Consider the following 22279-nt stretch of genomic DNA (forward strand, 5'->3'; position numbering starts at 1 on the left):
GCGGCATTCCTGACCCAACACTCACACTGTCATCACGCGTTCGAACGACGCGACCACAATGGCAGGCGACGACGGAGAGCAACGATGGACGCAAAGACAGACGACAACGGCGCCGGCAAATGCCCGTTCCCCCATGGCGGCGCGCGCGGGCGCAAGAACGCCGACTGGTGGCCGGACCATCTCGACATCAGCCTCCTGCACCGTAATTCGACGCTGTCCGATCCGATGGGGCGGGCGTTCGACTACGCCCGCGAATTCGAAAGCCTCGATCTCGACGCGGTGATCAAGGACCTGCACGCGCTGATGACCGATTCGCAGGAATGGTGGCCGGCGGATTTCGGTCATTATGGCGGCCTGTTCATCCGCATGGCCTGGCATTCGGCCGGCACCTATCGCACCACCGACGGCCGCGGCGGCGCCGGCGCCGGGCAGCAGCGCTTCGCGCCGCTGAATTCGTGGCCGGACAACGCCAATCTCGACAAGGCGCGCCGGCTGCTGTGGCCGATCAAGCAGAAATACGGCAACAAGATCTCGTGGGCCGACCTCTACGTGCTGACCGGCAACGTCGCGCTGGAATCGATGGGCTTCAAGACCTTCGGATTCGCCGGCGGCCGTGCCGACACCTGGGAGCCGGAAGAGCTGTTCTGGGGTCCGGAAGGCAGCTGGCTCGGCGACGAGCGCTACAGCGGCGAGCGCGAACTGTCCGATCCGCTCGGCGCGGTGCAGATGGGCCTGATCTACGTCAACCCGGAAGGCCCCAACGGCAATCCCGACCCGGTCGCGGCCGCCAAGGACATCCGCGAGACCTTCGCCCGCATGGCGATGAACGACGAAGAGACCGTAGCGCTGATCGCCGGAGGTCACACCTTCGGCAAGACCCACGGCGCGGGTGATCCGTCCTTCATCGGCGCGGAGCCGGAAGCCGGCGGGCTGGAGGATCAGGGCCTCGGCTGGAAGAGCAAGTTCGGCACCGGCGTCGGCGCCGACGCCATCACCGGCGGCCCGGAAGTGATCTGGACCCAGACCCCGACGCAGTGGAGCAACTTCTTCTTCGAAAATCTGTTCGGCTTCGAATGGGAGCTCGACAAGAGCCCGGCCGGCGCCAAGCAGTGGAAGGCCAAGAACGCCGAGGCGAATATTCCGGATCCGTTCGATCCGAACAAGAAGCGCCTGCCGACGATGCTGACCACCGACCTGTCGCTGCGCTTCGACCCGGCCTACGAGAAGATCTCGCGCCGCTTCCTGGAGAACCCGGATCAGTTCGCCGACGCCTTCGCCCGCGCCTGGTTCAAGCTGACCCATCGCGACATGGGGCCGAAGGTCCGCTATCGCGGCAAGCTGGTGCCGAAGGAAGACCTGATCTGGCAGGACCCGATCCCGCCGGTCGATCACGAGCTGGTCAGCGCCAAGGACATCGCCGATCTCAAGGCGAAGATCCTCGGCTCCGGCCTGTCGGTGTCGCAGCTCGTCTCCGCGGCGTTCGCCTCGGCCTCGACCTATCGGCACTCCGACAAGCGCGGCGGCGCCAATGGCGGCCGCATCCGGCTTGCGCCGCAGAAGGACTGGGAGGTCAACCAGCCGGCCGATCTCGCAAAGGTGCTGAGCAAGCTCGAGGCGATCCAGACCGAGTTCAACGCCGCCCAGACCGACGGCAAGAAGGTCTCGCTCGCCGATCTGATCGTGCTCGGCGGCGCGGCGGCGGTCGAAAAGGCCGCCAAGGATGCCGGCACCGAGCTCGAGGTGCCGTTCACCCCGGGCCGGATGGACGCCTCGGCCGAGCAGACCGACGCCGACTCGTTCAAGCCGCTGGAGCCGCGCGCCGACGGCTTCCGCAACTTCATCGGCAAGCGCAAGCAGTACATGTCGCCGGAGGAATCGCTGGTCGATCGGGCGCAACTGCTGAACCTGACCGCGCCGGAAATGACGGTGCTGCTCGGCGGGCTGCGCGTGCTCGGCGGCAATGTCGGCAGCACGCCCCACGGCGTGTTCACCGACCGGCCGGAGAAGCTGACCAACGACTTCTTCGTCAACCTGCTCGACATGAAGACCGCCTGGTCGCCGTCGGCCACCGAAGGCGTCTATGAAGGCCGCGATCGCAAGACCGGCGAACTGCGCTGGACCGGCACCCGCGTCGACCTGGTGTTCGGCTCGCACTCGCAGCTGCGCGCGCTCGCCGAAGTCTACGCCCAGTCCGACGCCCAGCCGAAGTTCGCCCAGGACTTCGTCGCCGCCTGGACCAAGGTGATGAACGCCGACCGCTTCGACATCGTCGCGAAGTAAGCGCGGCTGATATCAAGACGCGAAAGGGCGGCCTCCGGGCCGCCCTTTTTGCGTTGGTGGGTTCTTTTCGCTCCGCGCCGCAACTCATCCGCCGTCATCCTGAGGAGCTCGGCCTCGCCCGGAGGGCGAAGTCGAGCGTCTCGAAGGATGGCCGCTTGCACCCGTCGCCTCATCCTTCGAGGCGCGCAAGGGCGCGCACCTCAGGATGACGGATGGGGCGTGGCAGCGCCGCGCTACTCCCCCGTCGCCGCGCGCTGTTCGGCGGCGGTTTCGGCTTCGTCGACGGTCTTGAGCGCGTCGGGCTGCGGCATCGAGATGATGTTGTAGCCGGAATCGACGAAGTGGATTTCGCCGGTGACGCCGTTCGACAGCTCCGACAGCAGATACAGCGCCGAGCCGCCGACGTCCTCGATCGACACTGTGCGCCGCAGCGGCGCGTGGCGGAGCTGGTAGTTGAACATCATCCGCGCGTCCGCGATACCGGCGCCGGCCAGCGTCCGCACCGGGCCGGCCGAGATCGCGTTGACGCGGATGTTGCGCGGGCCGTAATCGGAGGCGAGGTAGCGCACGCTGGCTTCCAGCGCCGCCTTGGCCACGCCCATCACATTGTAGTTCGGCATCACCCGCGTCGCGCCGCCATAGGTCAGCGTGATCATCGCCCCGCCGGAGGCCGGCATCAGCTCGGCGGCGCGCTTGGCGATCTCGGTGAAGGAGAAGCAGGAGATCACCATGGTGCGCGAGAAGTTTTCGCGCGACGTGTCGGCGTAGCGGCCCTTGAGTTCGTTCTTGTCCGAAAAGCCGATGGCGTGGACGACGAAATCCAGCCCGCCCCATTTCTCCTTCAGCGTCGCGAACACCGCGTCGACGCTGGCGATGTCCTCGACGTCGCAGGGCAGCACCAGCTCGGCGTTCAGCGATTGCGCCAGCGGCTTGACCCGCTTGCCGAGCGCGTCGCCCTGATAGGTGAAGGCGAGTTCGGCGCCGTGCGCCGCCAGCGTCTTGGCGATCCCCCAGGCGAGCGAATGATTGTTGGCGACGCCCATGATCAGGCCGCGCTTGCCCTGCATCAGTGATTGCATGTGGTTCTCTGGCTCCGCCGCGCATTGGGCTTGCTCCCTCGCCCCGCTCTTGCGGGGAGAGGGCTGGGGTGAGGGGCTCTCCGGCCCGCGAATGCTGCTGGCGAGGTGAGGGCATTGCCCGGCCCCTCACCCGACCTTCGCGCTGGCGCGCCAAGGTCGACCTCTCCCCGCGCAGGGCGGGGAGAGGTTGGAAAGATCACGCGTCCAGCTGCTTGAACACCAGCGTCGCGTTGGTGCCGCCGAAGCCGAACGAGTTCGACAGCACGGCGCCGAGCTGGGCGTTGTCGATCCGCTTGCGCACGATCGGCATGTCGGCGAAGGCCGGGTCGAGCTCGGTGATGTTGGCGCTCTCGCAGATGAAGCCGTTCTGCATCATCAGCAGCGAATAGATCGCCTCCTGCACGCCGGTGGCGCCGAGCGAATGCCCGGTCAGCGCCTTGGTGGCGGAGATCGGCGGGCACTTGTCGCCGGCGCCGAACACGTTGCGCAGCGCTGCGATCTCCGGCGGGTCGCCGGCCGGGGTCGAGGTGGCGTGCGGGTTGATGTAGTCGATCTTGATGCCGCCGGTGGTCGCCAGCGCCATCTGCATGCAGCGCTCGGCGCCTTCGCCCGAGGGGGCGACCATGTCGTAGCCGTCCGAAGTGGCGCCGTAGCCGATGATCTCGCCGTAGATCTTGGCGCCGCGCGCCTTGGCGTGCTCCAGCTCTTCGAGCACCAGCACGCCGGCGCCGCCGGCGATCACGAAGCCGTCGCGCGACACGTCATAGGGCCGCGACGCGGTGGCCGGGGTGTCGTTGTATTTCGAGCTCATCGCCCCCATCGCGTCGAACAGCACCGACAGCGACCAGTCGAGTTCCTCGCAGCCGCCGGCGAACACCACGTCCTGCTTGCCCCACTGGATCAGCTCGTAGGCGTTGCCGATGCAGTGGTTGGAGGTCGCGCAGGCCGAGGAGATCGAGTAGTTGACGCCCTTGATCTTGAACCAGGTGGCGAGCGTCGCCGACGCCGTCGACGACATCGCCTTCGGCACCGCGAACGGGCCGACCCGCTTCGGGCCCTTGGTCCGCGTGATGTCGGCGGCCTCGACGATGGTGCGCGCCGACGGGCCGCCCGAGCCCATCACGATGCCGGTGCGCGGATTGGAGATGTCTTTTTCCTCGAGCCCGGAATCGGCCAGCGCCTGTTCCATCGCGACGTGGTTCCACGCCGCGCCTTCACCCAGGAAGCGCATCGCGCGGCGATCGACCACGTCGGCCGGGTTCAGCGACGGCAGGCCCTGGACCTGCGAGCGGAACCCGAGCTCGGCGTGCTTCTCGGCGCGCGAGATGCCCGACTTGGCGTCGTGCAGGCTCGCCAGCACCTCCTGTGTGTTGTTTCCGATCGATGAGACGATCCCCATCCCCGTGACAACAACCCGTCTCATGCTCGCCTCGTTCATTGCTTGTCGTTGGTCGAACCGTGCCGGCTCGAACGGATTTCGATGCTGTCGTCGTTAACTCAGACGGCAGGCTGAACTGCGGCGTCCTGCTTGAACAGACCGACTTTCAGATCCTTGGCGCGATAGAAAATCTCGCCATCGGCCGCCATCGTTCCGTCGGCGATGCCGAGCCAGAGCTTGGACCGCATCACCCGCTTGACGTCGATGTTGTACACGACCTTTTTGATGTTCGGCTGAACCTGGCCGGAAAATTTCAGTTCGCCGAGGCCGAGCGCGCGGCCGGGGCCGAGGCCGCCGGACCAGCCGAGGAAGAAGCCGACCAGCTGCCACATCGCGTCCAGCCCGAGGCAGCCCGGCATCACCGGGTCGCCCTTGAAGTGGCAGGCGAAGAACCACAGGTCCGGGTTCACGTCGAGCTCGGCGCGGATCAGCCCCTTGCCGTGCTCGCCGCCGGTGTCGTTGATCTCGGTGATGCGGTCGAACATCAGCATCGGCGGCAGCGGCAATTGCGCGTTGCCGGCGCCGAACAGTTCGCCGCGGCCGCAGGCCAGCAGGTCTTCATAATCGTAGCTGGAACGACGGTCCTGCATGCGGCTCTGCCTCTATCAGTTTTCCGGAATTCGGCCGCGACAGTCCCGGTCGGGCCTTGTCGTTCGAGCGGCCGGCGCACGCCCGTTCCTTGTGCAACGGAAACGCGCGGCGGTGTCTAACATAGGCATATGACCCGTCAAAGCGGCACCTCCGTATTCCTCCTTAAGTCAAACCTCCGAGGCGCTCCAGTTGCGAGGCGCTTGCACGCTATTGGAATGCTTCCTATAATCAGAAGATCGAACATAGGGGATTGCGGACGTGGACATCGGTGAGCGTGCGACATATTCGCGAGAGGACCATGTGACCTCGGCCCATGCTGTCGAGCCGCACCTCAATGGCTGCCCCTGGCACGACGTCAACGAAATGCTGCAGTCGGTCGGCCTGCGTCCGACGCGTCAGCGCATGGCGCTCGGCTGGCTGCTGTTCAGCAAGGGCGACCGGCATCTGACCGCGGAAATGCTGTACGAAGAGGCCAGCCAGGCCAAGGTTCCGGTGTCGCTGGCGACGGTCTACAACACCCTCAATCAGCTCACCGATGTCGGCCTGCTGCGTCAGGTCAGCGTCGACGGCACCAAGACCTATTTCGACACCAACGTGTCGGCGCATCAGCACTTCTATCTCGAGAACAATCACGAGCTGATCGATATTCCGGATCAGCACGTCGCGCTGCGCTCGACCCCGGAGGTTCCGGACGGCTACGAAATCGCCCGCGTCGACGTCGTCGTCCGGCTGCGCCGGAAGGCCTGAACGGCCTGTTTCGACCTATTCCAGAGTGATTGTGACGTCCTAGTGACTTCGTAGGGGTAGGCAGCGGCGCACAGCGTTGTGCCTACGTTTTGTGCAGAATCACGCCGACTGCCCCCGTCGCGCCCCCACCCCAACCCTCCCCCGCAAGGGCGGGAGAGGGAGCTCGCTGTGCATCTTTGCTGAGCTTGGAGCCGAACGGAAAAGCTCGCCCCACAACGCAGCGCGCTCCCTCTCCCGCTTGCGGGAGAGGGCTGGGGTGAGGGCGACGCGAGTCGCAGCCTCGCGCGACAATCAGCTCATTTCACCTGCTCGTCCGCATAGACGCCCCACAGCCGCTGCTTCTCGATCCAGCCGTCGAAGCCCTGGCCGGAGATCCGGCACCAGACCGCGTCGCAGCGCTTGATCTGCGCCACCACGCCGGCCTGCAGCCGCGCCGCCACCGCGCTGTCGGCCGAGGCGCTTTCATACAGCGTCGCCAGTTCGTCCTTGTCCTTCATGGTAATCACCGCGGTGCGGCGGCCGGACAGCAGCGAGTGATACACCCAGCCCTCGGCGCCTTCCGAATCCCGCACCCGCCGCCAGTTCTCGAACTCGGCGGTGATCTCCACCGGCAGCCCGGCGCGGGTGTAGACCCAGGCGACGTCGTTGTCCTTGGTCGGGCCGATCCGGACGTTGACGTGATCCGACTTGAGACTGACGTAGCGCGGCACCGGCAGGCCGCTGGCCGACAGCGGCGAATCCTTCGCAGCGAATGACGGCGCCGCCGCACCTACCATCGCACCTGCGAACAACAATCCCGCGATCGGTTTCGTCAGCTTCATCGACACGCTCTCCACTCGAATGATGTGCGCGGCCGCTTCGGTGAAGCTCCGAAGGTCCCTGTCCCGGGGTCCGTTTCCCGGGGTCCTTGTCTTGGCGCGGTCTTCTGCTAGAGAAGGCCGGAAGGCATCCGGTAACCCCAAGGTGGTGAAGGGACCGATCGGAAGGGACTTGGCCAAACAGACTTGGCCGACTTGGCCCCTGCGGTCGCGCTGCAGCGGGAGTGTCGAACAGCTGGGTTAATGCGGACTAAACAGTCTCGCCAGACTCGTCAGAGAGCGGTTGAATGTCGGTGAAGAAAAAGCCTCTGGTGGTCGTCACCCGCAAGCTTCCGGACTCGATCGAAACCCGGATGCGCGAACTGTTCGATGCCCGGCTCAATCTCGACGACGAGCCGATGTCGGCCGAGCAACTCGCCGAGGCCGCGCGCACCGCCGACATCCTGGTGCCGACCGTCACCGATTCGATCACCAGCGAGATGCTGAACCAGCCCGACTGCAAGCTGCGGCTGATCGCGAATTTCGGCAACGGCATCGACAATATCGACGTCGCCGCGGCGCATGCGCGCGGCATCACCGTCACCAACACGCCCAAGGTGCTCACCGAAGACACCGCCGACATGACGATGGCGCTGATTCTCGCGGTGCCGCGCCGGCTGATCGAGGGCGCCGCCTTGCTCACCGACGGCGGCGAATGGCCCGGCTGGTCGCCGACCTGGATGCTCGGCCGCCGTCTCGGCGGCAAGCGCCTCGGCATCATCGGCATGGGCCGGATCGGCCAGGCGGTGGCGCGCCGCGCCCGCGCCTTCGGGCTGCAGATCCATTATCACAACCGCAAGCCGGTGGCGCCGCGGATCGCCGACGAACTCGGCGCGACCTATTGGGATTCGCTCGACCAGATGCTGGCGCGGATGGACATCATCTCGGTCAACTGTCCGCACACGCCCGCGACCTTCCATCTCCTGTCGGCGCGCCGCCTGAAGCTGGTCCGCAAGGACGCCTTCATCGTCAACACCGCGCGCGGCGAGGTGATCGACGAGGAAACGCTGACCCGGCTGATCGAAGCCGGCGACATCGCCGGCGCCGGCCTCGACGTCTACGAGCACGAGCCCGCGGTCAATCCGAAGCTGGTGCGCCTCGCCAAGCACGGCAAGGTGGTGCTGCTGCCGCATATGGGCTCGGCGACGATCGAAGGCCGCGTCGAGATGGGCGAGAAGGTCATCATCAACATCCGCACCTTCCTCGACAACCACAAGCCGCCGGATCGCGTCCTGCCCGGGATGTTGTAGGGCTTCGAGGCTCTAAAGCCGTGCCCGCGAGCCCTCACCCCAACCCTCTCCCGCAAGCGGGAGAGGGGGCTCGCCGTGCGCGTTGCTGAGTCAGAGCATGAACAAGACCATTCGAACCGCATGCGGCCTGACTCCCTCTCCCGCTTGCGGGAGAGGGCCGGGGTGAGGGCGCCGCGGGCAGTGAGTCCGCAGTCCTGCTCCTACCGATGCCCGCCCAGATCATGGATCTTCGGCGCATCCCCGTTCAGCGGATTGGCCGGGTCGCGCGAATAGCGCAGCGTCTCGAATCGCATGCTCCGCGCGTCGATCATCAGCAGTCGTCCGACCAGCCCCTCGCCGAAGCCGACGATCTCGCGGATCGCCTCCAGCGCCATCATCGAGCCGAGGAGCCCGGCCAGCGCGCCCATCACCCCGGCCTCCTCGCAGGCCGGCACCGTGCCGGGCGGCGGCGCTTCCGGAAACAGGCAGCGATAGGTCGGGTTGAACTCGCCGGCGGCGTTTTTCTCGTGCGCCCTGATCGTCGTCAGCGAGCCGTCGAACGGGCCCAGCGCCGCGGTGATCAGCGGCTTCTTCGCGATGAAGCAGGCGTCCGACACCAGATAGCGCGTGGCGAAATTGTCCGAGCCGTCGAGCACCAGGTCGCAATCGCCGATCAGCCCTAGCGCATTCGCGGCGGTGAGGCGCGTCGCATGCGGCACGACTTCGACATGCGGATTGAGCGCCGCGATCCGCGCCGCCGCACTGTCGACCTTGCGCGCGCCGATATCCGGCGTCGCATGAATCACCTGGCGCTGCAGGTTGGACAGCGACACCACATCGTCGTCGACGACGTGCAGCGTGCCGACGCCCGCCGCCGCCAGATACATCAGCACCGGCGCGCCGAGCCCGCCGGCGCCGACCACCAGCACCCGCGCGCGCCGCAGCGCCGCCTGCCCCGGCCCGCCGACCTCGCGCAGCACGATATGGCGGGCGTAGCGTTCGAGTTCCTCGGCGCTCAGCATGGTGGGGTGGTGTCCTTCAACGTCTGTCGTCGTCTCGTTTCCGCGCCCACCACCGTCATCCTGAGGAGCCCCGGCGAAGCCCGACAGGGCGAAGCCGGGGCGTCTCGAAGGATGGGCCGCGGGCGCCGGTGCTCGCCTCCGCATCCTTCGAGGCGCGCCGAGGATCGGCGCGCGCCTCAGGATGACGACGCTTGTGCACGCCGAGGCAGGTCGCGCGACAAGCCCCCGGAACATCGAACCCGGCCGGCGTTGTTTCCGACCAAGCATCTATGGTTATCTGCGCCGAGGCTCAACGAGGCGCGACGCAGGCGGGACATGTCATGAGAGCGATGCTGGCCGCAACCTTGATCATCGTCGGCGCCAGCGGCCTCGCCGCGGCGCAGACCGCGCCGCCGTCCGGTGCCGTGCCCGGCGTCAAGCCGAAGCCGGTCGCGACCACGCCGATCCGCCCGGCGCTGCAGACCCCGGCCGAGACCGCGCAGGCGATGACGGCGGCGGAGCGACAGGCGATCCAGTCCGATCTCGCCTGGACCGGCGACTACAATGGCGTGATCAACGGCGAAGCCTCCGACCGCATGGTCACGGCGATCAAGGCTTTCCAGAAGAATCACGGCGGCAAGCCGACCGGCGTGCTCAATCCGCAGGAACGCGCCCAGCTCACCGCCGCTGCGCGAAACCTGCAGGGCAATGTCGGCTGGAAGCTGCTCGCCGATCCGGTCACCGGCGCGCGGCTCGGCGTTCCGGCCAAGCTGGCGCCGCAGCAGGCGAGCGACGCCACTGGCAGCCGATGGGCGTCGTCGACCGGCACCATCCAGATCGCGCTGACGCATCGCAAGGAAGCCGGAATCACCGCCGCGAAGCTCGCCGATCAGGAGAAGAAGGAGCCCGGCCGCAAGGTGAGCTACAGCGCGGTGAAGCCGGATTTCTTCGTGCTGTCGGGCACCCAGGGCCTGAAGAAATTCTACATCCGCGGCGCGTTCAAGGACGCCGAGGTGCGCATCCTCACCATCCTGTACGATCAGGCCACCGAGGGCACGATGCAGCCGGTGGTGATCGCGATGTCGAGCGCGTTCAATCCGTTCCCGTCCGGCGCGCTGGCCGGTCCGCCGCCGCGCAAGAAGGTCGAGTATTCCACCGGCACCATCGTCAGCGACGACGGCGCCATCCTCGCCGATCGCGAGGCGGTCGAGGCCTGCCAGTCGATCGTGATCGCAGGACAAATCGCAGCACACGGCAATGCCGATCTCGCCGCGAGCGACAGGGCGCACGATCTGGCGCTGCTGCGGATCTATGGCGCGCGCGGCCTGAAGCCGCTGCCGCTCGGCAGTGGCGCGGCGAAAGCGTCCGTCGATCTGACCGGCATCGCCGATCCGCAGAGCCAGGGCGGCGGCGCCGCGGTCAGCGTCGGCAAGGCCGGCGTATCGCCGGTCGGCAGCAATGGCGGCCTCGCGCTGTCGCCGGCGCCCGGCCTCGGCTTCTCCGGCGCCCCGGCGCGCGACGCCGACGGCAAATTCGCCGGCATCGCCTTGCTGCGCCCCTCGGTCGTCGCTGGCGCGACCAACGGCGCCGCCGCACCGCAAGCCGCGCTGGTGGATGCCGAGACGGTGCGTAAGTTTCTCGTGAGCAACGCCATCAAGCCCGCGACCGACGCCGCCGGCGACGCCAAGGCCAGCGTCGTCCGTGTGATCTGCGTGCGGAAGTAACAACTATCACCGGCGCCGTGCCCGCGTCGCCCTCACCCCACCCCTCTCCCGCAAGCGGGAGAGGGAGTCCGGCCGCGTCGCGGGGCGACTTATGAGAATGATCTCGATCGCTGTTTGTGTTTGATGCAGGGCCTTACCCCGCGCACAACGAGCCCCCTCTCCCGCCTGCGGGAGAGGGTTGGGGTGAGGGCGAGCCGAGCACGACGCCGGCGACTACACCGCAACTACTTCTGACACCCCCCGCACCAGAACGTCGACCGGCCGTTCTGCACGAAGCGCTTCACCGTGCCATTGCATCCCGGCGTCCGGCAGCGTTCGTCCTCGCGGTCGTACACCGCGAAGGAATGCTGGAAGTAACCGAGTTCGCCGCTTGTCTGGCGGTGGTCGCGCAGCGACGAGCCGCCGGCCTTGATGGCGTCGCCGAGCACCGCGCGGATCGCATCCACCAGCCGCCCGGCGCGGTCGGTCGGCGCGCCTTTGCGGTCGGCCAGCGTCGATGCCTTCCTCTTCGGCGACAGATGCGCGCGCCACAGCGCCTCGCAGACATAGATGTTGCCGAGCCCGGCGACGACGCGCTGGTCGAGCAGGGCGGCCTTCAGCGAGGTCTGCTTGCCGGCGCAGGCTCGCGCCAGCATCTTGGCGTCGAAGGCGTTGCCGAGCGGCTCGGGGCCGAGGCCCTTGAGGTGCGGCTCGTCCTCGATGGTCGCGCGCGGAAAGATCTTCATGAAGCCGAATCGCCGCGGGTCGTTGAAGATCACCCGCGCGCCGCTCGACATCTCGAACACAACGTGGTCGTGGGTGCGGTCCTCGCTGCGCGGATGGTGGAACTCGCCGGGCGTGGTGGCGGCGGCCCCGTTCACCACCCGGAACGAGCCCGACATGCCGAGATGCATCAGCAGCACGTCGCCGCTCGACAGATCGGCCAGCAGATATTTGGCGCGCCGCCCCAGCCCGGTGATGGTCTGCCCGGTCAGCCGCGCGGCGAAGTCGGGTTGAAACGAAAACCGCAGATCGCCGCGGTTCGCCACCGCGCGGTCGATCCGGAATCCCTCCATGGCCGGCTGCAGCCCGAGGCGGACGGTTTCGACTTCGGGCAGTTCAGGCATGCGAGACAAGCCTGCTGCCAGTTGCCGCGGACCTTTCGACGCGGGGAGCGTCCAGGACCTGCACGCCCCTCACGCCGTCATGGCCGGGCTCGACCCGGCCATCCACGGCCGCGGGCACAGCTCGCGGTTCAAGGCGTGGATGCCCGGGACGAGCCCGGGCATGACGTGGAAGTGGTGTGGCCGATGTCGCTGGCGGCATGTCGCGTCGGTCCCATAAGGCATTCAGGTGATAGCGCCTGCCGCCCCGGCGCGCTATATGGTCCGCCGCGGAGCGGCATTTCGTGTTCCGGGCGGCATCGCGCCCTGGAGAACCGTCCGTATGCAGGAGTTGAAGGCATGACCGAGCCGGGCCAGACCACGCATTTCGGCTATCGCGACGTTCCGCTGCAGGACAAGCAGACGATGGTCAACGACGTGTTCCACAGCGTCGCCAGCCGCTACGACCTGATGAACGACCTGATGTCGGGCGGCATGCACCGGCTGTGGAAGGACGTGATGATCACGACCCTGAACCCGCCGCGCGACGACCAGCCGTTCCGCCTGCTCGACGTCGCCGGCGGCACCGGCGACATCTCGTTTCGCGCGGCGAAAGCGTCCGGCGCGGGCTTCCAGGCCACCGTCTGCGACATCAACACCGACATGCTCGAGGTCGGCCGCCAGCGTGCGGTCGAGCGCCATCTCGACGGCCAGGTCGAGTTCGTCGAAGGCAATGCCGAGGCGCTGCAGTTCCCCGACAAGAGCTTTGATGCCTATACGATCGCCTTCGGCATCCGCAACGTGCCGCGGATCGATCTGGCGCTGAAGGAAGCCCATCGGGTGCTGAAGCCGGGCAGCCGCTTCCTGTGCCTCGAATTCTCCAGCGTCGACGTGCCGGGCCTCGCCAAGATCTACGACCTGTTCTCGTTCAAGGTGATTCCGCAGATCGGCCGCGTCGTCACCGGCGACGCCGAGAGCTATCAATATCTGGTCGAATCGATCCGCAAATTTCCCAAGCCCGCCGATTTCGGCGAGATGATGCGCGACGCCGGCTTCGCGCGCGTCAACTGGCAGGTGCTGAGCGGCGGCATCGTCGCGCTGCATTCGGGCTGGCGTTTGTGATCGCATCACTCACTCATGTGGCGCGGCTCGCCCGCGCCGCCTTCGTGTTCGCGCGCGAGGGCGTGTTCGGTGTGGTCGATCCGTCGCTGATTCCGCCCGCCGGCCAGTTGCCGGTGCGCCTCGCGCGGCTGATCGAACGGCCCGGCGCCAAGTCCGGCGCGCGGCTGTCGCGGGCGCTGACGCGGCTCGGCCCGGCCTATCTCAAGCTCGGGCAGTTTCTCGCCACCCGGCCCGACGTCGTCGGCGTGGCGATGGCGCGGGATCTCGAAGCGCTGCAGGACCGGCTGCCGCCATTCGCGCAGGCCGAAGCCGAGGCGGTGATCGCCGCGTCGCTGGAGCGGCCGATCGCGCAGGCCTTCGTCAGCCTGTCGCCGCCTGTCGCCGCCGCCTCGATCGCGCAGGTGCATCGCGGCGTCGTCGAGGTCGGCGGCGAGCAGAAGCAGGTCGCGGTAAAAGTGCTGCGGCCCAACGTCTCCGCGCGCTTCAGGCGCGACCTTTCGGATTTCTTCTTCGTCGCCGAGAAGGCCGAGATGTACTCGTCCGAGGCGCGGCGGCTGCGGCTGATCGAAGTCATCAATACGATGTCGCGCTCGGTCGCGATGGAGATGGATCTGCGGCTGGAAGCCGCCGCCGCCTCCGAGATGGCGGAAAACACCAAAGACGATCCGGACTTCCGCGTCCCCACCGTCGACTGGGACCGCACCACTCACAACGTGCTGACGATGGAGTGGATCGACGGCATCCCGCTGAACGATCACAAGCGCCTCGCCGAGGCCAATGTCGACACCGTCGAGCTCGGCCGCAAGGTGATCCAGAGCTTCCTGCGCCACGCGCTGCGCGACGGCTTCTTCCACGCCGACATGCATCCGGGCAATCTGTTCCTCGACACCGAGGGACGATTAGTTGCGGTCGATTTCGGCATCATGGGGCGGCTGTTGCCGAAGGAGCGGCGCTTCCTCGCCGAGATCCTGCTCGGCTTCATCACCCGCAACTATCGCCGCGTCGCCGAAGTCCATTTCGAGGCCGGCTACGTGCCGCCGCATCATTCGGTCGAGAATTTCGCGCAGGCCATCCGCGCCATCGGCGAGCCGATCCACAACCGCCTCGCCGAAGAAATCTCGATGGCGAAGCTGCTGACGCTGCTGCTCGAAGTCACCGGCCTGTTCGACATGCGGACCCGGCCGGAGTTGATACTTCTGCAGAAGACCATGGTGGTGGTCGAAGGCGTCGCGCGGAGCTTCGATCCGAAGCTCGACATCTGGAAGGTCGCCGACCCCGTGGTGCGCGAATGGATCCAGCGCAACCTCGGCCCGGTCGGCAAGATCGAGGGCGTGCTCGGCGGCGCCGGCGAGCTCGGCCACACGCTGAGCGGCCTGCCGACCATCGTGTCGCGCGCCGTCACCGTGCTGAACCAGCTCGAAGTGATGACCAAGGACGGCCTCGTGCTGGCGCCTGAGACCATCGCGGCGATCGGCCGCAACGAGCGGGGCCGCACCCGCGGCCGCACCATCGCGCTGTGGGTGATCGCCGCGACCTTCATCGGGGTGCTGATCGCGCTGTCGCGGTTCTGATTGCATTGCAGGCGCTTCACGACTGCATTGATTGCGTGATGCCATGACCGCATCGCGGTCGTATGTTGCTTGCGTTGCCTGCATCCGCTAGTCTGCCGGCCATGGCCAACCTGACGATCCGCAAACTCGACGACGCCCTCAAGGCCGAGCTGCGCCAGCGCGCGGCCGGCAACGGCCGCTCGATGGAAGACGAGGTCCGCGTCATCCTGCGCGACGCTGTCCACCAGCGCCACGGGTTTGCCACCAGTTTGCCGCAAGCCGGCGGCGGCGCCGCCGAGCCCGGTCCGGGTGATGTAAGTCTCGAAAATCAAACAGCTTTTCCCTCCGACCGGCCATCGACCGCGCGCATCACGCTGATCGTCGGCGGCGGCATCGCGGCCTACAAGGCGATGGATTTGATCCGCCGCCTGAAAGAGCGCGGCGCCGAGGTTCGCGTCGTGCTCACCAAGGCCGCGCAGCACTTCGTCACGCCGCTCACCGCGAGCGCGCTGTCGCATCAGCGCTGCTACACAGATCTGTTCGACCCGCAGAGCGAGTTCGACGCCGGCCATATCAGGCTGGCGCGCGACTGCGACCTGATCGTCGTTGCGCCCGCCACCGCGGATCTGATGGCGAAGATCGCGAACGGCCACGCCGACGATCTCGCCACCGCGATCCTGCTGGCGACTAATCGCCAGGTCCTGCTCGCGCCTGCGATGAATCCGCTGATGTGGAACAACGCCGCGACCCGCCGCAATGTCGATCAGTTGAAGCGCGACGGCATCGTCCTGGTCGGCCCCAATGCCGGCGAGATGGCCGAGCGCAACGAAGCCGGCACCGGGCGGATGGCCGAGCCGTTTGAAATAGCCGCTGCCGCACAGGCACTTCTGGCGCCGCCGCCGCAGCGCCCGCTGCTCGGCCGGCGCGTGCTGATCACTGCCGGTCCGACCCACGAGCCGATCGATCCGGTGCGCTACATCGCCAACCGCTCCTCCGGCAAGCAGGGCTACGCGATCGCCGCCGCCGCGGCCGCGGCCGGCGCCGAGGTGGTGCTGATCTCCGGCCCGGTCGATCTGCGCGCCCCCGATGGCGTGGCGCTGACGCGCGTGGAATCCGCGCGCGACATGCTCGACGCGGTGGAAGCCGCGCTCCCCGCCGACATCGCGATCTTCGCCGCCGCGGTCGCCGACTGGCGCGTCGCCAGCGAAGGCGTGCAGAAGATCAAGAAAGGCGCCGGCGGCCCGCCGCCGCTACAACTCACCGAGAACCCCGACATCCTGGCGACGGTCTCGAAACTCGGCGACGACCGCCCGCCGCTGGTGATCGGCTTCGCCGCCGAGACCGAGAATCTGCTCGACAATGCGAGGTCGAAACTCGCCCGCAAGCGCTGCGACTGGATCGTCGCCAACGACGTGTCGCCCGCCGGCGGGGTCATGGGCGGCGACCGCAACACCGTGCATCTGCTGACGAAATCGGCCGACACCGTCGATGTGGAGTCGTGGCCTTTGATGACCAAGGACGAAGTCGCAACCGCGCTGGTCGCGCGAATCGCGCGAGAACTGGAAGTACACCAATCATGAGCGCCGCCATCGCCGTCGAGATCAAGCAACTGCCGCACGCCGAAGGCCTGCCGCTGCCCGCCTATCAGTCCGCGCACGCCGCCGGCCTCGATCTGTGCGCGGCGAACTCGGCGGACGCGCCGCTGTCGCTCGCGCCGGGATGCCACATGCTGGTTCCCACCGGGCTGTCGGTTGCGCTGCCGCCGAACTACGAGGCGCAGGTGCGGCCGCGCTCCGGCCTCGCCGCCAGGCACGGCGTCACCGTGCTGAACGCGCCCGGCACCATCGACGCCGATTATCGCGGCGAGATCGGCGTGCTGCTGATCAATCACGGCAAAGAGCCCTTCACCATCCGCCGCGGTGAGCGGATCGCCCAGATGGTGATCGCGCCGGTGGTCCGTGCCGAACTGATCAGCGTCGAGTCGCTGTCGGAGACCGCGCGGGGTGTAGGAGGCTTCGGCTCGACCGGCCGCTAGATTTTGTGTCAAGCACGCGCGGATTCGTCAGCTAAAAATATACTTTCCTCATTTCGACCCGCGCGCCGGTGCCGTTCACGGTCTGGACTCTTACCCGCGGAGTCGCGAACAGGATAATGTCCAGCGATTCGGCGACGACGCTGGCGATCTGTGATCGCGTCGGATGGTTTGGGGCAATCCATGTCGGACGTATTGGGGTCGATGCGTCGGACCTGCTTGTCGTGCACGTCGCTGGTGCGCGGCCTCGCGGGCGCTGGCCTGGTCACGGCATCGTCGCCGGCTTTCGCGGCTGACGATCCGCTCGCCGCACTGACCTCCTGGATCATCGTCGATCTCAACCGCCACGAGCTGGTGACGCTGGCGATGGCGGTGTCGGTGCTCGGCTTCTCGGTGATGTCGGCGATCCTGCTGATGCGCACGCGGCAGCGCGCCGCCGCGCAGGAGGCGCGGTTGCGCGCCGAGGTGCAGACGCTGCAGGCCGAGTCCGATCGCTTCCGCGCTTTGCTGTTCGCCGAGCCGCAGGTGCTGATCTCGTGGTCCGCCGGCGACGACCGTCCGCAGATCAGCGGCGACATCGCGCTGCTGCTGCCGAACGACGCGCATGGCGGACAGCCGCAACGCGTGCTCGCCTTCGGAACCTGGCTGCCGCCCGAGCCGGCGCTGCAGATCGATCACGCCGTCGACGCGCTGCTCGACAAGGGCGAAGCCTTCCTGCTGCATCTGATGACGTCGACCGGACGCTCGATCGAAGCGATGGGCCGTGCCGTCGGCGGTCAGGCGATCCTGCGGATTCGCGAACTCAGCGGCGTCCGCCGCGAACTCGCCGAGATGTCGCGGCGCTTCAAGGCGCTGCAGGACGAGACCGACATGCTGCGCGGCTTCGCCGATGCGGCGCCGTGGCCGATCTGGACCCGGCGCGCCTCGGGCGAACTGAATTTCGCCAACGCAGCCTATGCGCGGGCCGCCGATGCGAGCAGCCCGGCGGATGCGGTCAGCCGCAATCTCGAACTGCTCGATTCGACCGACCGCGGCAATCTCACGCGCGCGCTCGCCGACGATGCCGAATACGCCGCGCGGCTGCCGATCGTGGTCGCCGGCGAGCGTCGTTACTTCGACGTCCGCGCGCTGCGGCTCAAGGGCGGCAGCGCCGGCATGGCGGTGGATTCGAGCGAGGCGGCCGCACTCGGCGCCGCTTTGGTGCGGATGGCGGACGCGCATCGCCGCACGCTCGATCAGCTGTCGTCCGGCGTCGCGGTGTTCGACGCGCAGCGCCGGCTCGCCTTCTACAACGATTCCTATCGCAAGCTGTGGGACCTCGACCGCGCCTTCCTCGACGGCCATCCGGACGATTCCAGCGTGCTCGACCGTCTGCGCGCCGCGCGCAAGCTGCCGGAGGAGCGCGACTTCCGGGAGTGGAAGAACAGGCTGCACGAGGCCTACCGCGCGGTCGAAGCCGACAAGGCGATCTGGTATCTGCCCGACGGCCGCGCCATCAGCATCGTCACCACGCCCAATCAGGAAGGCGGCGTCACCTATCTGTTCGACGACGTCACCGAAAGCCTCGATCTGCAGCGCCGCTATGGCGGGCTGATCGACGTCCAGCGCGAGACCCTCGACAACCTCTCCGAAGCGGTCGCGGTGTTCGGCAGCAACGGCTGCGCGCAACTGTTCAACCCCGCCTTCACGCGGATGTGGAACCTGTCATCCGAAGCGCTCAACAACCGGCCGCACATCGAAACCGTCGAGGCATGGTGCCGGCCGTTGTACGACGACGAAGCGAGCTGGCAGGCGCTGCGCGGCGCCATCACCGGGATCGACGACCGCAAACAGGTGGTGCTGAAGCTCGAGCGCAAGGACGGCACCGTGCTGTCCTGCAAGACGATGCCGCTGCCGGACGGCGCCACGATGCTGACGTTCCAGGACATCAGCGACACCGAGAATGTCGAGCGCGCGCTGCGCGAGCGCAACGAGGCGCTGGAGACCGCCGACCGCATCAAGATCGACTTCGTCCATCACGTCTCCTACGAGCTGCGCTCGCCGCTGACCACGATCATCGGCTTCGCGCATCTGCTCGGCGATCCGAGCACCGGCCCGCTCAACGACAAGCAGTCCGAATACATCGCCTACATCACCTCGTCGACCAACGCGCTGCTGGCGATCATCAACAACATCCTCGATCTCGCAAGCATCGACGCCGGCGCGATGACGCTCAATCTCGGCCCGATCGAGATCAGCCGCACCATCGCGGCGGCGGCGGAAGGCATCCAGGATCGCCTCGCGCGCGACCAGATCACGCTCGACATCGACACCGATCCGGCGATCGGCGAGTTCGTCGGCGACGAGCGCCGCGTCGTGCAGGTGCTGTACAATCTGCTCGCCAACGCGATCGGCTTCTCGCCGAGCGAGGCGACCGTGAGACTCGTCGTCCGCAAGAAGGGGACCAACGTGGTCTTCACCGTGACCGATGCGGGGCCGGGCATCGCGCCGGCGCTGAAGGACAAGGTGTTCGATCTGTTCGAGAGCGATTCCCAGGGCTCGCGGCACCGCGGCCCGGGCCTCGGCCTGGCGCTGGTGCGCTCCTTCGTCGAACTGCACGGCGGCAAGGTCGAGGTCGATTCGGTGGTCGGGCACGGCACCTCGGTGATCTGCGTATTCCCGATCGAGCCCACCGCGCAGCGTAACGCCGCCGAATGACCGGCCCGGCGACATTCTCGGTCGCGCTCGCCAACGAGACGGCGACGGCGCGGCTGATGGCGGACGTCGCGCTGCTGATCGGACCGGGCGACACCGTCACGCTGTCGGGCGATCTCGGCGCCGGCAAGACCGCCGCGGCGCGGGCGATGATCCGCTATCTCGCCGGCGACGACGAGCTCGAAGTGCCGAGCCCGACCTTCACGCTGGTGCAGAGCTACGAACTGCCGCCGTTCCCGCTGCTGCACGCCGATCTGTATCGCGTCGAGGATCCGTCCGAACTCGACGAGATCGGGCTGTCGCCGCTGCCGGACGGCGTCGTCGCGCTGATCGAATGGCCGGAGCGCGCGCCGGGCGCGATGCCGTCCGACCGCATCGACATCGCGCTCAGCCATCGTCCGGCACTCGGCTCGATGGCGCGCGCCGCCGAGATCACCGGCCACGGCAAGGCGGCCGCGCAGGTCGAGCGGCTGGCGGCGCTGCGCAGTTTCATCGAGACATCCGGCTATGCCGAGGCCGAGCGCCGGCACATGCCGGGCGACGCCTCGACGCGGTCCTATGCGCGGCTGATGAGGGACGGCGAATCGCTGATCCTGATGAACGCGCCGCGGCGGCCGGACGGGCCGGCGCTATATGCCGGCAAGAGCTACAGCGCGGCGGTCCATCTCGCCGAGGACGTCCGTCCGTTCGTCGCGATCGCCGGCGGGTTGCGCGAGCGCGGCTTCTCGGCGCCGGCGATCCATCACGCCGATCTCGATTCCGGCTTCCTGATCACCGAGGATTTCGGCACGGCAGGCTTCGTCGACGGAACGCCGCCCGAGCCGATCGCCGAGCGCTATCAGGCCGCGACCGACATGCTGGCGGCGCTGCACGGCCAGTCGCTGCCCGAGACGTTGCCGCTGCCGCAGGACGACTACGCGATTCCGGCGTTCGATACCGAAGCGATGCTGATCGAGGTCGGGCTGATGCCGGAATGGTATCTGCCCGATCGCGGTGCGCCGGCCTCCGCCGCGCTGTGCGGCGAGTTCCTCGCGATGTGGCGGCGACTGCTCGACGACTTCGCCGACGAGACGCGGACCTGGGTGCTGCGCGACTATCACTCGCCGAATCTGATCTGGCTCGACGCGCGCAGTGACATCGCCCGCGTCGGCGTGATCGACTTCCAGGACGCCGTGCTCGGGCCCGCCGCCTACGACGTGGTGTCGCTGCTGCAGGACGCCCGCATCGACGTGCCCGAGGCGCTCGAACTGGCGCTGCTCGGCCGCTACATCAAGGCGCGTCTCGCCGCCGATCCCGGCTTCGATCCGGCCGGTTTCGCGCGGCTCTATGCGGTGATGTCGGCGCAGCGCAACACCAGGCTGCTCGGCACTTTCGCGCGGCTGAACCGGCGCGACGGCAAGCCGCAATATCTGCGCCATCAGCCGCGGATCTGGACCTATCTGGCCCGTTCGCTGGCGCACCCGTCGCTGGCGGAAATGCGCGCCTGGTATCAGGCCAATGTGCCACCGCCGCTTTGATTTGAGCGGTCGGCTTTACGTCTTGTTAGCCGGTATCTCGCTAGGTTGATCGCCTCCGTAGTCTTCCCAGGAATGGCCTGTCGTGGTCGCTGTTTCGGGGCGAGGATGAAGTGATGGCTGGCGAACGTAACAAGGATGGGCGCGTCGTATTCGAGCGCGGAATCCGGGCGCAGATGATGGCGATCGATGGCACCTGGCGCCGTCCCTGCATGCTCGAGGACGTCTCCGAAACCGGCGCGAAGCTGACCATCGAGGGATCGGTCGAGGGGCTCAATCTCAAGGAATTCTTTCTGCTGCTGTCGTCCACCGGCCTGGCCTATCGCCGCTGCGAGCTGAGCTGGGTCAATGGCGATCAGATCGGCGTCAGCTTCCTGCGCCACGACAAAAAGAAGAAGCCGAGCACCCGCACGGCCGCCACCGCCGCCTGACACAGGCTCCCTGCCCGAAATCAATGCCCCGCAACGCCGTTCGCTGGGCGCGATGTCGCATCGGCGTCATGGTTAGCGAATACCCCAAGACCGCCATGATGACCGCTGATAGACCGGCCGGTGCTGCGTGATACAATCGATTCGCACGAATCCGGTCTGTCCGAACAACGAGCGACGATGTCCGTTCATCCTTCCAAAGCGATGGTTCTCGCCGCCGGCTTCGGCCTGCGGATGCGCCCGCTCACCGACCACATGCCGAAGCCGCTGGTGGCGGTCGCCGGCAAGCCGCTGCTCGATCACGTGCTCGACCGGCTCGCCGACGCGGACGTCGCCGAGGCCGTGGTCAACGTGCATTATCTGCCGGACCAGATCATCGATCACACCGCCGGACGCGCGCATCCGCGGGTGATCATCTCGGACGAGCGCGACGTCGTGCTCGGCACCGGCGGCGCGGTGGTGAAGGCGCTGCCGCTGCTCGGCGATGCGCCGTTCTATCACCTCAACGCCGACACGCTGTGGATCGACGGCGTCCGGCCGAATCTGGCGCGGCTGGCCGATGCGTTCGATCCGGCGCGGATGGACATCCTGCTGCTGATGGCGCCGACCGCGGGCAGCATCGGCTATGCCGGCAAGGGCGACTTCGCGATGGCGGCCGACGGGACCTTGCGCAAGCGCAAGGAGAACGAGGTGACGCCGTTCGTCTATGCCGGCGCCGCCATCATGCAGCCGGCGATCTTCAAGGACGCGCCGCACGGCGAGTTCTCGCTGACGCGGATGTTCGACAGCGCTGCCGCGCAGCAGCGGCTGTTCGGGCTGCGGCTCGACGGCGTCTGGATGCATGTCGGAACCCCGGACGCGGTCGCCGCCGCCGAGCGCGCCTATCTGGCCAGCGTCGCCTGAGATGCCGC

Annotated in this window: 18 protein-coding genes; 12 read left to right on the top strand and 6 right to left on the bottom strand. The window is 67.5% G+C overall.

The annotated features are described in order from the left end of the window. Positions 1-84: 84 nt before the first annotated feature. Positions 85-2280: a catalase/peroxidase HPI gene (katG, locus tag ACTZWT_RS17255; RefSeq protein WP_444770897.1), complete on the top strand. Its 2196-nt coding sequence runs from the start codon at positions 85-87 to the stop codon at positions 2278-2280. A 233-nt stretch (positions 2281-2513) separates the two neighbouring features. Here katG and fabI read toward each other — a convergent pair whose 3' ends face one another. The 3 genes from fabI to fabA all read right to left on the bottom strand — a co-directional run bounded on the left by fabI (position 2514) and on the right by fabA (position 5387). Next, positions 2514-3359, bottom strand: coding sequence for an enoyl-ACP reductase FabI (gene fabI / locus ACTZWT_RS17260; protein ID WP_444770898.1), 846 nt, complete (start codon positions 3357-3359; stop codon positions 2514-2516). A 196-nt stretch (positions 3360-3555) separates the two neighbouring features. Further along, complete coding sequence (fabB, locus tag ACTZWT_RS17265) at positions 3556-4782, bottom strand: beta-ketoacyl-ACP synthase I (protein ID WP_444770899.1); 1227 nt, start codon at positions 4780-4782, stop codon at positions 3556-3558. A 74-nt stretch (positions 4783-4856) separates the two neighbouring features. After that, positions 4857-5387 carry a 3-hydroxyacyl-[acyl-carrier-protein] dehydratase FabA gene (fabA, locus tag ACTZWT_RS17270; RefSeq protein WP_444770900.1) on the bottom strand — a complete coding sequence of 177 codons (531 nt, stop codon included), beginning with the start codon at positions 5385-5387 and terminating at the stop codon, positions 4857-4859. Between the two features lie 301 nt (positions 5388-5688). On the opposite strand from fabA, the gene irrA reads away from it, so the two are divergent. Then, a complete protein-coding gene (gene irrA, locus ACTZWT_RS17275) occupies positions 5689-6135 on the top strand; it encodes an iron response transcriptional regulator IrrA (RefSeq protein WP_444770901.1) in 447 nt (148 codons plus the stop codon). A 296-nt stretch (positions 6136-6431) separates the two neighbouring features. Here irrA and ACTZWT_RS17280 read toward each other — a convergent pair whose 3' ends face one another. Then, on the bottom strand, positions 6432-6911 hold the full coding sequence (locus ACTZWT_RS17280; RefSeq protein ID WP_444770973.1) for an SH3 domain-containing protein: 480 nt from the start codon (positions 6909-6911) through the stop codon (positions 6432-6434). 329 nt (positions 6912-7240) lie between these two features. On the opposite strand from ACTZWT_RS17280, the gene ACTZWT_RS17285 reads away from it, so the two are divergent. Next, on the top strand, positions 7241-8242 hold the full coding sequence (locus tag ACTZWT_RS17285) for a 2-hydroxyacid dehydrogenase (protein WP_444770902.1): 1002 nt from the start codon (positions 7241-7243) through the stop codon (positions 8240-8242). A 200-nt stretch (positions 8243-8442) separates the two neighbouring features. On the opposite strand, the gene ACTZWT_RS17290 is transcribed toward ACTZWT_RS17285, so the two are convergent. Further along, positions 8443-9243 carry a HesA/MoeB/ThiF family protein gene (locus ACTZWT_RS17290; protein ID WP_444770903.1) on the bottom strand — a complete coding sequence of 267 codons (801 nt, stop codon included), beginning with the start codon at positions 9241-9243 and terminating at the stop codon, positions 8443-8445. Positions 9244-9563: 320 nt separating this feature from the next. On the opposite strand from ACTZWT_RS17290, the gene ACTZWT_RS17295 reads away from it, so the two are divergent. Further along, the gene (locus ACTZWT_RS17295; RefSeq protein WP_444770904.1) at positions 9564-10946 is read left to right on the top strand and encodes a peptidoglycan-binding protein; all 1383 of its coding nucleotides are present in this window, start codon (positions 9564-9566) and stop codon (positions 10944-10946) included. Between the two features lie 224 nt (positions 10947-11170). Here the strand turns inward: ACTZWT_RS17295 and mutM are convergent, their stop codons facing one another. After that, on the bottom strand, positions 11171-12052 hold the full coding sequence (mutM, locus tag ACTZWT_RS17300) for a bifunctional DNA-formamidopyrimidine glycosylase/DNA-(apurinic or apyrimidinic site) lyase (RefSeq protein WP_444770905.1): 882 nt from the start codon (positions 12050-12052) through the stop codon (positions 11171-11173). 336 nt (positions 12053-12388) lie between these two features. Here mutM and ubiE point away from each other — a divergent pair, with 336 nt between their 5' ends. The 8 genes from ubiE to ACTZWT_RS17340 all read left to right on the top strand — a co-directional run bounded on the left by ubiE (position 12389) and on the right by ACTZWT_RS17340 (position 22271). Continuing rightward, positions 12389-13150: a bifunctional demethylmenaquinone methyltransferase/2-methoxy-6-polyprenyl-1,4-benzoquinol methylase UbiE gene (ubiE, locus tag ACTZWT_RS17305; protein WP_444770906.1), complete on the top strand. Its 762-nt coding sequence runs from the start codon at positions 12389-12391 to the stop codon at positions 13148-13150. Then, complete coding sequence (gene ubiB, locus ACTZWT_RS17310) at positions 13147-14721, top strand: 2-polyprenylphenol 6-hydroxylase (RefSeq protein ID WP_444770907.1); 1575 nt, start codon at positions 13147-13149, stop codon at positions 14719-14721. The genes ubiE and ubiB overlap by 4 nt, the downstream gene beginning before the upstream one ends. Positions 14722-14822: 101 nt before the next feature. Continuing rightward, on the top strand, positions 14823-16280 hold the full coding sequence (gene coaBC, locus ACTZWT_RS17315; RefSeq protein WP_444770908.1) for a bifunctional phosphopantothenoylcysteine decarboxylase/phosphopantothenate--cysteine ligase CoaBC: 1458 nt from the start codon (positions 14823-14825) through the stop codon (positions 16278-16280). After that, positions 16277-16735 (top strand): dUTP diphosphatase, encoded by a 459-nt coding sequence (gene dut / locus ACTZWT_RS17320; RefSeq protein WP_444770909.1) that lies wholly within the window; start codon positions 16277-16279, stop codon positions 16733-16735. The genes coaBC and dut overlap by 4 nt, the downstream gene beginning before the upstream one ends. 180 nt (positions 16736-16915) lie before the next feature. Next, complete coding sequence (locus ACTZWT_RS17325; RefSeq protein ID WP_444770910.1) at positions 16916-19429, top strand: PAS-domain containing protein; 2514 nt, start codon at positions 16916-16918, stop codon at positions 19427-19429. Continuing rightward, positions 19426-20943 carry a tRNA (adenosine(37)-N6)-threonylcarbamoyltransferase complex ATPase subunit type 1 TsaE gene (gene tsaE, locus ACTZWT_RS17330; protein WP_444770911.1) on the top strand — a complete coding sequence of 506 codons (1518 nt, stop codon included), beginning with the start codon at positions 19426-19428 and terminating at the stop codon, positions 20941-20943. Before ACTZWT_RS17325 ends, tsaE begins: the two co-directional genes overlap by 4 nt. Positions 20944-21056: 113 nt before the next feature. Next, positions 21057-21371 carry a PilZ domain-containing protein gene (locus ACTZWT_RS17335; RefSeq protein ID WP_444770912.1) on the top strand — a complete coding sequence of 105 codons (315 nt, stop codon included), beginning with the start codon at positions 21057-21059 and terminating at the stop codon, positions 21369-21371. 177 nt (positions 21372-21548) lie between these two features. Continuing rightward, on the top strand, positions 21549-22271 hold the full coding sequence (locus ACTZWT_RS17340) for a nucleotidyltransferase family protein (protein WP_444770913.1): 723 nt from the start codon (positions 21549-21551) through the stop codon (positions 22269-22271). Positions 22272-22279: the final 8 nt, after the last annotated feature.

The organism is Rhodopseudomonas sp. NSM (assembly GCF_052445935.1).
In the GTDB taxonomy this organism is placed as follows: domain Bacteria; phylum Pseudomonadota; class Alphaproteobacteria; order Rhizobiales; family Xanthobacteraceae; genus Rhodopseudomonas.